Genomic DNA, 13,189 nt, shown 5'->3' on the forward strand with positions numbered 1-13,189 from the left:
ACAATGGTAATTTTGGTATTGAACTGCGGCAGCTCGTCGATCAAGTATCAGGTGATCGACATGGAAGCCGCATCGAGCACACTGCTCGCAAAAGGCATCGTGGAACGTATCGGCCTGCCGGAAGGCGACCTTATCCATAAACCCGTCGGCAAACAGCCTTTCGAGCTGCACCGTCCGATTCCCGACCACACGACGGGCATCAAACTCGTGCTCGACGCCCTCACCGCCCCGGAGCACGGCGTCATCCGCTCGCTGGACGAGGTGAAAGCCGTCGGCCACCGCGTAGCCCACGGCGGCGAATTCTTCCCCGAAAGCTGCATCGTCACCGAGGAGGTCAAGAGCAAAATCCGCTCGCTGTTCGAGATCGCGCCGCTGCACAATCCCGCCAACCTCGAAGGCGTGCTTTCGATCGAGAAGGTGCTGCCGGGAACGCCGCAGGTCACGGTCTTCGACACGTCGTTCCACCAGACCATTCCGGCCGTCAATTTCATGTACGCGCTGCCCCACGCCTATTACGACAAATACCGCGTGCGCAAATACGGCTTCCACGGCACCAGCCACAAATACGTGGCGCAGACCGGCGCCAAACTCGCGGGACTGGACTTCGAGAATTCGAAGATCATCACCTGCCACATCGGCAACGGCGCTTCGGTGACGGCCGTGCTGAACGGCAAGTCGTTCGACACGTCGATGGGCTTCTCGCCCGTGGACGGACTGGTCATGGGCACCCGCTGCGGCAACGTCGATCCCAGCGCCGTCACCTTCATCGGCGAAAAGGAGGGCATGTCCTACGCCGAGCTGAACGAAATGATGAACAAGAAATCGGGCGTGCTGGGTCTTACCGACCTTTCGAGCGACATGCGCGACATCGACCTCGCCTACGACGAGGGTAATCCCCGCGCCATTCTGGCCCGCGACATGCACTACGGACGCATCCGCAAATTCGTCGGCGAATACGCAGCCGAAATGGGCGGCGTGGACATGATCGTCTTCACGGGCGGCGTCGGCGAGAATTCGTGCGAGATGCGCGAGAGCGTCTGCACGGGTCTCGAATTCATGGGCGTCGAATTCGACCGCGAGGCCAACAAGGGCGCCCGCGGCGTAAACAAAATCCTCTCTACTCCCGGTTCGCGCGTCAAAGTGGCCGTCATCGCCACCGACGAGGAGCTGGTCATCGCTACCGACACATACAATCTCGTAAAATAATTTTCAAAGCACATTTCCACAACTTATGATCCAACATCTTACTGAAATCGTCGAGGAGGCGAGAAAAAGAGGTAAAAAACGGCTGGCCGTGGCATACGGTCAGGATTCACATACGCTGGAGGCGGTGTACGAAGCCTACAAGGAGGGCCTCGTGGAGCCTACGCTTTACGGCGAAAAAAGCGTTATCGAGCAGGTCTGCGCCGAGAACGACATCGACATCAAGGCATTCAACATCGTCGATGAAACCAGCGACGTCAAGTGCGTGCAGCAGGCCGTCGCGGCCGTCGTTGCCGGCAATGCCGACGTGCTGATGAAGGGACTGGTCTCGACCGACAAATACATGCGCGGCATTCTCAACAAGGAAGCAGGACTGTTTCCCCCGAAAGGCGTGCTGAGCCACGTGTCGATCGTCGAGATGCCCTGCTACCACAAACTGCTCGTCATTTCGGACGTGGCGGTGATTCCGCTGCCCGACTTCAAGCAGAAAACCGTGCAGATCGGCTACCTCGCGCGCACAGCCAACCTGCTGGGCATCAAGACTCCGAAAATCGCCTGCATCGCTCCGTCGGAACAGTTGCTTCCCAACGTCATCTCTTCGACTGAGGGCGCGCTGCTGGCCAAAATGGGCGACCGCGGACAGCTGGGCGACGTCGTCGTAGACGGTCCCCTGTCTCTCGACGTGGCGCTCTACAAGGACGTTGCGGAACACAAGAAGGTCAAAGGCTCGTCCGTCGCGGGCGATCCCGACTGCCTGCTCTTCCCCAACCTCGAATCGGCCAACGTCTTCTTCAAGTCGGTGACGCACCTCTGCGGCGGCGAACTGGCCGCCATGGTCATGGGAACGAAAGTCCCCTGCGTGCTGACCTCGCGCGGCGACACCAGCAAGACCAAGCTCTACTCGATCGCGCTGGCCTGTCTGGCCGTGAAGCAGTAAGACAGCCTGAACCAACCCACCAACCTAACCCACCAACCTAATTAACCGGAACCGATTTATGGGCTTCAAAATTCTAGCGATAAATCCCGGCTCTACTTCAACGAAGGTCGCCCTCTACGACGAGGAGCGGCCTTTGTTGGATCTGACCCTGCGTCACTCGGCGGAACAGATCGCACACTACCCCAACATCATCGACCAGCTCGACTGGCGCCGTGACATGATCCTCACGGCATTGAAGGAACACGGCTTCGACATCATGTCCCTCGCTGCCGTAATCGGCCGCGGCGGCCTCATCAAACCCATTCCCGCCGGCGTGTACGAAGTGAACGACGCCATGCGCCGCGACCTGCAGCACGCCACGATGGAGCACGCCTCCAACCTCGGCGGTCTGCTGGCCGACGGAATCGCGGCGACCGCAGGCATCAAAGCCTACATCGCCGACCCCGTGGTCGTGGACGAAATGGACGACATAGCACGCCTGAGCGGGCATCCCGACTGCCCGCGGCGTTCGATCTTCCACGCACTCAACCAGAAAGCCACGGCCCGCCTGCACTGCGACCGCATCGGCATCGTCTACGAGAAGGCGAACCTCGTAGTCGCCCACCTCGGCGGCGGCATCTCGGTCGCGGCCCACAAGCAGGGCCGCGTCGTCGACGTGAACAACGCCCTCGACGGCGACGGACCGTTCGCACCGGAGCGCGCCGGAACCCTTCCCGCCGGCGAACTGGTCGATCTCTGCTTTTCGGGCCGCTACACGCGGCACGACATCCAGCAGATGCTGGCCGGCAAAGGCGGTCTCGTAGCGCATCTGGGGACCAACTCCATGATACAGGTCATGGAGCGCATCGGTGAGGGCGACGAAAAAGCCCGCGTGGTGAAGGACGCCATGTGCTACGGTATCGTGAAGCAGATCGGCGCCATGGCCGCCGCCCTCGGCGGACGGGTTGACGCCGTCATCCTGACAGGCGGCATCGCCCACAACAAATCCGTCGTGGAGTACATTTCGGAATTCTGCTCGTTCATCGCCCCCATCGCGGTCTACCCCGGCGAGAACGAACTCGAATCGCTCGTCACCAACGCGCTGGTCGTCCTGCGGGGCGTCATCACCCCGAAGGTCTACGCCTGACGGCCGGGGAGGGTCTTCCACCCCGACAAAAAACCGCCGGTTACACCCCAAGGTATAACCGGCGGTTATTTTTACCGACGCTCCGTGAATCGGCCCCCGACGCAAGCAGCGCGAATCAACGGTGCAAAAACTGCTTCCGGACAATAGCCGCTACCTCGCGGAAGGCTTCGAGCCGGAACAGGGCCGACAGCAGGACATAAGAGACCGCACCGGCCGTCACTTCGGCCATCAGCCGCAGCAGGGCATGCTCCGGAATCGCGCGGGCCGTCAGCCGCACCGCGCCGTACATCGCGGCGGCCGCCAGCAGCGGAGGCAGCAGCGTCCGCACGAAACGCCCCGGCGACAACGACGTAAACTTGGTCGTGGCGAGGAAATTGACGGACATTTCGCAGAATGCGATCACCACGAGTCCCCATACCACGGCCTGCACGCTGATCGGAATCGTCACGGCGAACACCAGCGTCATAATCACCTTCTTGACGATCTCCAGCTTCACGATCAATGCACCGCCGCTCTTGACTTTCAATACGTTGTAGGCGATTATCGACATCGGATAGAAAAGTCCCACCAGACATACCGTCTCGAAATAGGGCACCGTAGGCATCCACTCCTCGCCCAGCAGGACGGCGAACATATCGTGCGCCACGGCCGACATGCCCAGCATGACCGGGAAAAGAACGTAGGAGACCACCATCACGACCTGCCGGTAGCTCTCGGCAAACTTCGGAGCGTCGTCCTTGATCTTGGCCAGCGCAGGGAAAGTGACGCTCTGCACGGCCTGCATCGCCGAAATCGTCGGCTGATCCTTGAGCTTGATCGCCTGATCGAACGAGCCGAGCGTATCGGCCGGATAGAGTCGTCCGAGGAAAAACTGCGGAATCTTATTGTAGAACGTCGAAATCAGGTCCGTGGCGATCAGGCTGAAACTGAAGGGAGCCATTTCGCGCAGCGGCCCGCGGCTGCACGCCCCGCAGGGCCGCCAGTCGCTCAGCCACCACAGCAGCAGAGTCCGCACCGCCGCCTGCAGCACGCGCTGGGCCACGATACACCAGATCCCGAACCCGGCGAGCGCAAGACCGATCGCCGCCAGTCCGCCCGCGAGCGACGAGGCGAAAGTCACCTTCGACAACAGCGCGAAACGGAACTGCCTGACGCAGATCGTATTCTGAATGGCGCACAGCGCCCCGATGGGCAGCTGCAGGAAAAACACGGGTGCGATCTGCGCGATCTGAGGCATGTCGTAGAACCGCGACGCCGGAAACGCCAGCACCGTGAAAAGCGCGTACATCACCAGCGAAACCCCGATATTGAAGGCGAAAACCGATTTGTAATCGTCCGCCGAAGGGGCCGCCTTGCGGATCAGCGCCTGCGAAAAACCGCTGTCCACGAGCACCAGCGCCACGGCCACCACGGCCGTCGGAATCGCCATGACGCCGAGGATGTCGCGGGTCAGCAGGCGCAGGATAATAAGGCTCACGGCCATCTGGAGGAGCATCGTACCGATCTTCTCGGCCATGCTCCACGCCACGCCGCGGGCGACCTTATCCTTCAGCTCCCCTTTCAACGGCTAACACTTTTGCGCCGCAACGATCTCCTCGTTGCGCCGGCGGATGTTGTCCACATTGGCGATCTCGACATACGACGCACCTCCGTCGGGTCCGAAGCTGCCGCCCACGATGGCCAGCAGATCCTCGCCCTTGAGTTTGCGGTACTGATCGAGGAATTCGAGCGCATCGACCAAGAAATGATACTTGTCGTGCAGCTCCTGATTGCGCAGAATCGGCACCACGCCGTACGACAGCGCCAGAATGCGCTGCGCGTGGAGCTGGTAGCAGACGGCCATCACGGTCTTCCGGCCGCGGAACGCAGCGAGATAACGGCCCGTACGGCCGGTCTTGGTGTCGAGGACCACGTATTTGATCGGCAGGTTTGTCGAAGCGCGCACCGCCGAGCGGGCCAGCTGGGCCGTGATCTCGTGGTTCACCGAGACCATGTCCATGTCGATCATCGGCTTGAAATGCGTTTCGTCGCGCTCGATCTCGCGGGCCACGCGGGCCATCGTCTCAACCGACTCCACGGGATAGTCGCCCATGGCGGTCTCGTCGCTCAGCATCACGGCGTCCACGCGCTCGTAAATGGCGCTCGCCACGTCGCTCACCTCGGCGCGCGTCGGACGCGGACTCTTGACCATCGAATAGAGCATCTGCGTGGCGATAATCACCGGGCGCTTCGCGCAAATGCACTTCTCGACGATGCGCCGCTGGGTGTTGGGAATCGCTTCGGCCGGAAGCTCCACGCCCAAGTCGCCGCGCGCCACCATAATGCCGTACGACGCCTCGATGATCTCGTCGATGTTGTCGAGTCCCTCCTGATTTTCGATCTTCGAAATGATCTTGATTTTGCTGCCGTGGGCATCGAGAATCTCCTGCACGGCCTTTATGTCCTTGGCGCTGCGCACGAACGAGTGTGCGATGAAATCGACGTCGTTCTTCACGGCCCACTCGATGAAGCGGCGGTCCTTCTCCGTCACCGAAGGCAGGTCGATCGACACCGCAGGCACGTTGACGCTCTTGCGCGAACGCATCGCGCCGCCCACGACGAACTCACAGATCAGCTCCTCGTCGGTCTTCTCCACCACACGAATTTCCAGCTCGCCGTCGGCGATCAGCATGCGCGCCCCGACCGGAATGTCGCGCACGATGGTCGGCACGTTCATATAAACCACCTTGCGGGTGGTCATGTCGCTGCCGTCCGAACCCCGTACGGCGACCCGGTCGCCCACCCGGAAATTGATGCTGTTGCCGTATTCGTCGGCGATCGTCGTCACGCGGATTTCAGGCCCTTTGGTATCTATCATGATCGGAATGGCCGGATTCACCCGGTGTACGGTCTCGACGATATGCGTGGCTCCGTCCTCCGTCACGTGTGCCGAATTGACGCGCACGACGTCCATACCGGCGTCGTAAAGGTTCTTCACGAACTCCTCGGTGCAGCGGAAGTCCGACATCGTCGCAACGATCTTGGTTTTTTTCATTCTGTACATAAACGTATGATGCTTATAATTTGAACATTATTGTGTGATCGACATATTTACGCGGCAGCCGCCTTAAGCCGCCTCTACAATTCCAGCCCCCCCCTTCTCCGAGGGAACCCGCTGCCGCCTGCGCGGCAGAAACGCCGGCCGTTCCCGCTCTGACAGGAAACACTCCCGAATCCACGAAAGCGGCAGCCCGCACCTGCTCCTATGCAAACGGCATGCTGCCGAAAGCGGCTTTCTACTTTTCGTTGCCAAGCAGCAGCGCTTCGACTCCCAACCGGTAGGAATCCAGCCCGAATCCCATGATCGAGCCTTTGGCCACGGGGGCCAGCAGCGAGACGTGGCGGAACTCCTCGCGCGCGAGGATCGACGAGATATGCACCTCGACGACGGGAACCGACACCGCCGACACCGCGTCGCGCAGCGCCACCGAGGTATGGGTATATCCCCCGGCGTTGAGCACCACACCGTCGTAAACGCCGTCGGCCTGCTGTACGGCGTCGATCAACTCGCCTTCGATATTGGACTGGAAGTAGCCGAATCCGACGGCGGGATAGAGCGACCGGAGCCGTTCGAAGAAGGTTTCGAAGGTCTGCGTACCGTAAACTCCGGTGTCGCGCCGCCCCTGCAGATTGAGGTTCGGGCCGTTGAGAATCAATATTTTCATAGTTCCGACTGTTAGCCGCACACGGACTCCGCCCGCCGCGATTCGCAGACAAAGATAGTGATTTTAAAGAATTTTTTAATATCTTTGTTTAATATCACCCAATATAAAGCGACCGTAACGGCGCAATATACGTCAAACCGCCCGGAAAACCATGACCGAATTCGGATTCATCGACCGCATAAAAGACCTTTTCGCAACGCTCCCCGACAACGGGTTCGAAGGTATCGGCGACGACTGCGCCGTGCTGCCCGTCGGCGGCGGCGAATCGCTCGTCTTCACTACGGACATGCTCGCCGAAGGGGTGCATTTCCTGCGCACCGCCACCTCCGCACGGGAGCTGGGGCGCAAATCCCTCGCCGTAAACCTGAGCGACGTGGCCTCGATGGGCGCCCGTCCCATCGCCACCCTGCTGTCACTCTCGCTGCCCGACGATGCGACCGGAGCGTGGGCCGAAGAGTTCATGCAGGGTTACCGGGAGCTGTCCCAAGAATTCGGCGTAACGCTCGCCGGGGGCGACACCACCCGTTCGGCGGCAGGCATCACGATCAACGTCACCGCCATCGGCCGCGCCGCCGACACGCATATCAAACGCCGCAGCGGAGCGCGTCCCGGCGACGTGATTTTCACGGCGGGAGCTCTCGGAGCCTCCGGGGCGGGCCTGCGCGACATTCTCGCGGGCCGTTACGACACCCCCGCCGCTGCCATACACCGCAATCCCCGGCCGCAGGTCGCCGAAGGCCTCTGGCTCGGCCGGCGGCATGAAGTACATGCCATGATGGATATTTCGGACGGGCTGGCGTCGGACATCCGCCACATCATGGAGCGTTCAGGCGTCGGCGCCGCCATCGACACCGAGCGGATTCCGGCCGCCGCAGATGCGGACATCCGGACCGCCGCCTGCGCCGGCGAGGACTACGTCCTTCTGCTTACGGCCGAGTGCGCAGACGCGGAACGTCTCGCCGCCGACTTCCTCGCCCGGTTCGGCGCCCCGCTCCACCCCGTCGGCCGGATCACGGACGGCAGAGAGCTGGAGTGGTTCGAAAACGGAACGCTCCGCCCCCTCGACTGGCACGGCTTCACGCATTACTGACATTTCCGCAACCGCCGACGGGAAAATCGCCCCGGAAAACCAGCAAACCCAAAAACCGGCCAACCGCCCCGACAAAAAATACTCCCCGAACGAATCGGCAACCGTACGAACCGGCAGCCCAAAAGCCGGCGGCGGAGAATCGGCGACCGAACAAACCGGCAACCAAGCCGACCGGGAATCGCACCGACCGCCCGGCCAAACAAACCGCCCGGCATATCACCTCTCGGCCGGCATTTCGTCCCGCGGCAAACATTTCGTCCCGCGGCAGGCCATAACAAAAAAACGGCAGCCGAACAAACCGGCCGGCCCTCGCACCGCCCGACATATCTCCTCTCAGCCGGCATTTCGACCCTCGGCAAACATTTCCTCCTTCGGCAGCCATAACAAAAAACAGCGGCCCGAAGGCCGCCGCATTTCACTGACTCCGGGAGCCGTCTCCCGGCATAAGACTTATTCCTTGATAATATAGACGTGTTCGCCCCTCCGCTGCATGTGGTAATTTTCGCGGGCGTACTCCTCCAGATAATCGTCGTACTGCAACCGCTCCAGCAGCGTGCTGTCCTGCTCGATCTTCGTCCGGTAATACTCCTTTTCGCGGGTCATCGCATTGATCTGACGCTTGATTTTCACGGCATGCAGCGAATTGCGCCCCACCACGAACAGCGTGACGACGACAATGACCGCCGTGGCGGCGATCCAGAACTTCCGGCCCACCTCGAAACTCATCAGGGTATGTGCATGTATTTATGCGTCTGGATGGAGATATTCCACTTCGGATGCGCCTTGGCGTACTCGACCATCGCGGGCATCACCCGTTCGGCGACGCTCCATTCGGGCTGCAGGTAGAGCATGCACTCCGGCCGCACCCGTGCGGCGTTCCGCTCGGCCCATTCGAAGTCGCTTTCGCTCTCGACGATCACCTTCAGCTCGTGCGCCCGCTCCAGCGCTTCGTCCAGCGGGGGCTGCTGCCGTTTGGGCGACAGACATACCCAGTCGAAGTAACCGCTGAAAGGGTGCGTCCCCGAAGTCTCCAGAAAGATCTGCAACCCCTTCTCGTGCAGAGTTTCGGTCAACACGCCCAGCGGGTAGAGCAGCGGCTCGCCGCCCGTAATGACGATCGCCTGAGCCGGACACGCCAGCGCGCGGTCGATGACCGTCCGCACGTCGGTCGGCGGATAGAGTTTCGGATTCCACGTATACTTGGCGTCGCACCAGCGGCACCCCACGTCGCATCCGCCCAGACGGATGAAATAGGCGGGTTTCCCCGCGTGGAATCCTTCGCCCTGAATGGTATAGAAATCCTCGACGAGAGGCAGCAGGCGTCCTCCGTCCAGCAGTTCGGTATCTGTGGTGAAAGCCATTATTCGGTGACCACGTAAATATCTTTCAGACTGCGGCCCAGCTGGTCGTAATCCAGTCCGTAGCCGACGATGAATTCATTGCCGATCTCCATCGCGCGGTACTTGATCGGAATCTGCTTGCGGTAGGACCCCGGTTTGAAAAAGAGCGTGCAGACTTCGAGACTCGCGGGTTTCTGCGCCTTGAGGTCGCAAATCATGTACTCGATGCTCTCGCCCGTATCGACGATATCCTCGACCACGATCACGTGGCGGCCTTCGATGCTGCCGTTCAGCCCGATCAGGCTCTTGACGCAGCCCGACGAACAGGTTCCCTCGTACGAGGCCAGCTTCACGAACGACAGCTCGTTGTTAAACTCGATTTTCTTGATCAGATCGCTCATGAACATGAACGAACCGTTCAATACGCCGACGAACAGCGGCGTCTCCTTGTCGCCGTAATCCTCGTTTATGCGCTGGGCAACAGCCGACACAGCCTCGTCGATTTTCTCGGCGGGAATCATGATTTTGAACTTTCTGTCGTGAAGTTTTATGATATCCTTCATTTCGAATCCGGATTTTTATTGTTATTTTTGCAAAATTAATTAATTGCACGCAAGAAACGAACGTTTCAACCGAAAATAATCGCAAAAACATGAAACTTTCCGAATGGTTCAAAGCCCGGTCCGGGCAGGAGCTGATGATGATCGCCGTCGTGGCGATGCTGCTCGTCATGATCGCCACGCGCTGGGCCTACATCTCCCGCACGGCCAAAGAGGCGATCCGCCAGCGGTTCGTGCCGCCCGCCGAACAGGCCGACAGCCTGCAGTCGAAATAAGAAAGGGAAGTTGCTTCGGCAACTTCCCTTTTTCGTGTCCAGAGCGGCGGCGTAACCTTCCCCGCCATGCTCCCGGACGGCTGTTTTCTTCCCGACAGCCGCTACCGGTTTGGCACTTACACCAGTCCCGAAAATCCCATGAAAGCCATGGCGAGGATACCGGCCGTAATCAGCGCGATGGGCACCCCCTTGAAGGCTTTGGGAACGTCCTCGAAATCGAGACGCTCGCGGATACCGGCGAAGAGCACCAGCGCGAGGGCGAAGCCCAGCGCCGTAGCCACCGAATAGGTGACGCTCTGCAGCAGGTTGAACTCCTTCTGGATCATCAGGATCGCCACGCCCAGCACGGCGCAGTTGGTCGTGATGAGGGGCAGGAAGATACCCAGCGCCTGATAGAGCGAGGGCGAAAGTTTCTTCAGCATGATCTCGACCATCTGCACCAACGCCGCGATCACGAGAATGAAGACGATGGTCTGCATGTAGACGATGTCCAGCGGGACGAGTACATAGGTCTGAATCAGCCATGCCACCACGGCGGCGATCGCCATGACGAACGTTACGGCAGCCCCCATGCCCATCGAGGTCTCGACTTTCGACGACACGCCCAAGAAGGGGCAGATGCCGAGGAACTGCGCCAGCACGACGTTGTTTACGAAGATGGCGCCGATGATGATTGCAAAATAGGAAAGCTCCATAACTATTTCTTGGCTAATTTATTAAACAAAACCATGAGGTATCCCAGCACGAGGAACGCGCCCGGTGCGAGTACGAAGATCAGCGGCATGAAATCCGCCGTACCGAGGCTGACGCCGAAAATCGCGCCGCTGCCCAGTATTTCGCGCACGGCGCCCACGGCCGTCAGGGCCAGCGTAAAGCCCAGACCGATGCCCACGCCGTCGAGGATCGAATCCAGCGGCGAGTTCTTCGAAGCGAACGCCTCGGCGCGGCCGAGGATGATGCAGTTCACCACGATCAGCGGGATAAATACGCCCAGCGAAGCGTACAACGCCGGCACGTATGCCTGCATCAGCATCTGGATAACGGTCACGAACGAAGCGATCACGACGATGAACGCCGGGATGCGGACCTTGTCCGGAATGATGTTCTTGATGAGCGAGATCACCAGATTCGACATGATCAGCACGGCCATCGTCGCCAGTCCCATGCCCATGCCGTTTTCGGCCGAGGTCGTCGTACCCAGCGTGGGGCACATGCCCAGCACCAGCACGAACGTCGGGTTGTTTTTGACGATGCCGCTTACGATGATATTCAGCTTATTCATTTTGTCCTCCTTCCTGAGCCTCAGGCCCGCTGGTTTGTTCCTCCGCCGTATCTCCGGCCGCGGAAGTCGCGCCGGACGACACGTCGGTCGGGGTTGCACCCGTCGCAACGCTCTTGTAAGCCATCCATGCACGGTTGATCGCATCCACATAGGCGCGCGACGAAATGGTCGCCGCCGTCAGCGCATCGACGTCGCCGCCGTCCTTGGCGACGGCCAGTTTGCCGTTCACGTGCTTCTTTTCTTCGAGTTTCTGCCCCTTGACGCTGCGCAGCAGCACGTTGTCGGCGTCGGCCATCTTGGTTCCCAGTCCGGGCGTCTCCGCCTGCTTCAGGACATTGACGTTGATCACCTCGCCGTCGGGCGTGAAGCCCACCATCATGTTGATCGCGCCGCCGAAACCGTTCTTGGTCATCGACTCCACGGCATATCCGGCCAGCTGGCCGCCCTTGGTCGCGGTGTAGACCGTGATCGGCATCTCGTCGATGGTCAGCGTCTCAGCCGCCGTCTCATCGAACGCCGGGAGCACGCCGTTCAGCGCGGCGGTTTTGGCCGCCTGCTCGGCCTGAGCGATCGGTTCCGCCGTGATCATGTTCACGGCGCCCACCCCGGCCGAAGCGACGAGGGTGATGCCGAAGAGCACGGCCGTCATATTCAAAAGTGTACTTTTCATATCTGCGTCACTCCTATTTTACGCCGAAGCGCTTGGGTTTGACATATTTGTTGATCAGCGGCACCACGGCGTTCATGATCAGGATCGCGAACGACATGCCTTCGGGATAGGCGCCCCAGAGACGGATGCACATCGTAATCGCGCCGATGCCGACGCCGAAGATCACGCTGCCCCGGACGGTCATCGGCGAGGTCGAATAGTCCGTCGCCATGAAGATCGCACCCAGCAGCGCGCCGCCGGCCAACACATGGAACAACGGGAACTGCCACAGCACCGGACCGGCCGAGAGTCCGCCCTTCGCCGCCGCGACGACAAACGCGAACAGCGCCATCGTGCCGAGGATCGTCACGGGAATCTGCCACGTGATGACGCGCCGCCACAACAGGTAAACGAAGCCGCAGATCAATGCCAGTGCAGCCACCTCGCCCAGCGAACCCGGCATGTTGCCCAAAAGCAGTTCCTGCACGCCGAGCACGTCGGCGGCGGCGCCGTGCTTCACGGCCGCCAGCGGCGTCGCGCCCGACAGCGCGTCGAACGAGCCGTTCACCGGTACGGGGAACGAAGTCATCTGCACCGGATAGGCGATCAGCAGGAACACACGGCCCACCAGCGCGGGGTTAAACGGATTCTTGCCCAGTCCGCCGAAGGTCATCTTGGCGATGGCGATGGCGACGAAAGCGCCGATCAGCACGATCCACCAAGGAATCGACGCGGGCAGGTTGAAGGCCAGCAACACGCCGGTCACCACCGCCGACCAGTTGCCGATGGTCGAAGCGCCGCGGACCAGAAACTTCTGAATCAGATATTCGAACAGTACGCAGGCCGCGACCGAAAGCGCCGTGACACGCAGTACGTCCACTCCGAACACCACGGACGAGACCGCCAGCGCGGGCATCAGCGCGATCACGACGTCGCGCATGATCCGGGCCGTAGACTGCGAGGTCTGTACGTGCGGTGCGGGAGCAACTACAAGTTTGTTTGCCATAAATATTTGGTATTTTT

Annotated in this window: 15 protein-coding genes; 5 read left to right on the forward strand and 10 right to left on the reverse strand. The window is 60.6% G+C overall.

Features of this window, described 5'->3' with window-relative positions:
- The first annotated feature begins 3 nt into the window (after window positions 1-3).
- The 3 genes from ALFI_RS00645 to buk are packed head-to-tail and all read left to right on the forward strand — an operon-like array spanning window position 4 to window position 3,266.
- Window positions 4-1,206 carry an acetate/propionate family kinase gene (locus ALFI_RS00645; RefSeq protein WP_014774358.1) on the forward strand — a complete coding sequence of 401 codons (1,203 nt, stop codon included), beginning with the start codon at window positions 4-6 and terminating at the stop codon, window positions 1,204-1,206.
- Window positions 1,207-1,231: 25 nt separating this feature from the next.
- The gene (locus ALFI_RS00650; protein WP_009598838.1) at window positions 1,232-2,140 is read left to right on the forward strand and encodes a phosphate acyltransferase; all 909 of its coding nucleotides are present in this window, start codon (window positions 1,232-1,234) and stop codon (window positions 2,138-2,140) included.
- Between the two features lie 58 nt (window positions 2,141-2,198).
- On the forward strand, window positions 2,199-3,266 hold the full coding sequence (buk, locus tag ALFI_RS00655) for a butyrate kinase (RefSeq protein WP_014774359.1): 1,068 nt from the start codon (window positions 2,199-2,201) through the stop codon (window positions 3,264-3,266).
- 115 nt (window positions 3,267-3,381) lie between these two features.
- Here buk and ALFI_RS00660 read toward each other — a convergent pair whose 3' ends face one another.
- From ALFI_RS00660 to aroQ, 3 genes are all read right to left on the reverse strand, one after another.
- The gene (locus tag ALFI_RS00660; protein ID WP_014774360.1) at window positions 3,382-4,830 is read right to left on the reverse strand and encodes a lipopolysaccharide biosynthesis protein; all 1,449 of its coding nucleotides are present in this window, start codon (window positions 4,828-4,830) and stop codon (window positions 3,382-3,384) included.
- A gap of 3 nt (window positions 4,831-4,833) precedes the next feature.
- Window positions 4,834-6,309: a pyruvate kinase gene (gene pyk / locus ALFI_RS00665; RefSeq protein WP_009598842.1), complete on the reverse strand. Its 1,476-nt coding sequence runs from the start codon at window positions 6,307-6,309 to the stop codon at window positions 4,834-4,836.
- A gap of 232 nt (window positions 6,310-6,541) precedes the next feature.
- Window positions 6,542-6,970 (reverse strand): type II 3-dehydroquinate dehydratase, encoded by a 429-nt coding sequence (gene aroQ, locus ALFI_RS00670; protein WP_014774361.1) that lies wholly within the window; start codon window positions 6,968-6,970, stop codon window positions 6,542-6,544.
- 151 nt (window positions 6,971-7,121) lie between these two features.
- Here aroQ and thiL point away from each other — a divergent pair, with 151 nt between their 5' ends.
- Complete coding sequence (thiL, locus tag ALFI_RS00675) at window positions 7,122-8,060, forward strand: thiamine-phosphate kinase (protein WP_014774362.1); 939 nt, start codon at window positions 7,122-7,124, stop codon at window positions 8,058-8,060.
- 450 nt (window positions 8,061-8,510) lie between these two features.
- Here the strand turns inward: thiL and ALFI_RS00680 are convergent, their stop codons facing one another.
- From ALFI_RS00680 to hpt, 3 genes are read right to left on the reverse strand one after another with little or no spacing between them, the layout of a single operon-like run.
- Window positions 8,511-8,786: an FtsB family cell division protein gene (locus tag ALFI_RS00680; protein ID WP_009598852.1), complete on the reverse strand. Its 276-nt coding sequence runs from the start codon at window positions 8,784-8,786 to the stop codon at window positions 8,511-8,513.
- The gene (locus tag ALFI_RS00685) at window positions 8,786-9,421 is read right to left on the reverse strand and encodes a 7-carboxy-7-deazaguanine synthase QueE (protein ID WP_009598834.1); all 636 of its coding nucleotides are present in this window, start codon (window positions 9,419-9,421) and stop codon (window positions 8,786-8,788) included. Before ALFI_RS00685 ends, ALFI_RS00680 begins: the two co-directional genes overlap by 1 nt.
- Entirely contained in the window at window positions 9,421-9,963 is a 543-nt protein-coding gene (gene hpt, locus ALFI_RS00690) for a hypoxanthine phosphoribosyltransferase (protein ID WP_009598865.1), read from the reverse strand. The genes ALFI_RS00685 and hpt overlap by 1 nt, the downstream gene beginning before the upstream one ends.
- An 89-nt stretch (window positions 9,964-10,052) precedes the next feature.
- Between hpt and ALFI_RS00695 the strand changes: the two genes are divergently transcribed.
- Entirely contained in the window at window positions 10,053-10,235 is a 183-nt protein-coding gene (locus ALFI_RS00695) for a hypothetical protein (RefSeq protein ID WP_014774363.1), read from the forward strand.
- A gap of 116 nt (window positions 10,236-10,351) precedes the next feature.
- On the opposite strand, the gene rsxA is transcribed toward ALFI_RS00695, so the two are convergent.
- The 4 genes from rsxA to ALFI_RS00715 are packed head-to-tail and all read right to left on the reverse strand — an operon-like array spanning window position 10,352 to window position 13,172.
- On the reverse strand, window positions 10,352-10,930 hold the full coding sequence (gene rsxA / locus ALFI_RS00700) for an electron transport complex subunit RsxA (protein WP_009598921.1): 579 nt from the start codon (window positions 10,928-10,930) through the stop codon (window positions 10,352-10,354).
- A 2-nt stretch (window positions 10,931-10,932) separates the two neighbouring features.
- A complete protein-coding gene (locus ALFI_RS00705) occupies window positions 10,933-11,517 on the reverse strand; it encodes an RnfABCDGE type electron transport complex subunit E (RefSeq protein ID WP_009598807.1) in 585 nt (194 codons plus the stop codon).
- Window positions 11,510-12,187 (reverse strand): RnfABCDGE type electron transport complex subunit G, encoded by a 678-nt coding sequence (locus tag ALFI_RS00710; protein ID WP_237959040.1) that lies wholly within the window; start codon window positions 12,185-12,187, stop codon window positions 11,510-11,512. The genes ALFI_RS00705 and ALFI_RS00710 overlap by 8 nt, the downstream gene beginning before the upstream one ends.
- A 13-nt stretch (window positions 12,188-12,200) precedes the next feature.
- Window positions 12,201-13,172, reverse strand: a complete 972-nt coding sequence (locus ALFI_RS00715; protein ID WP_014774365.1) for an RnfABCDGE type electron transport complex subunit D — start codon at window positions 13,170-13,172, stop codon at window positions 12,201-12,203.
- Between the last annotated feature and the right edge of the window lie 17 nt (window positions 13,173-13,189).

Origin of the sequence: Alistipes finegoldii DSM 17242, from assembly GCF_000265365.1 — a bacterium.
In the GTDB taxonomy this organism is placed as follows: Bacteria; Bacteroidota; Bacteroidia; order Bacteroidales; family Rikenellaceae; genus Alistipes; species Alistipes finegoldii.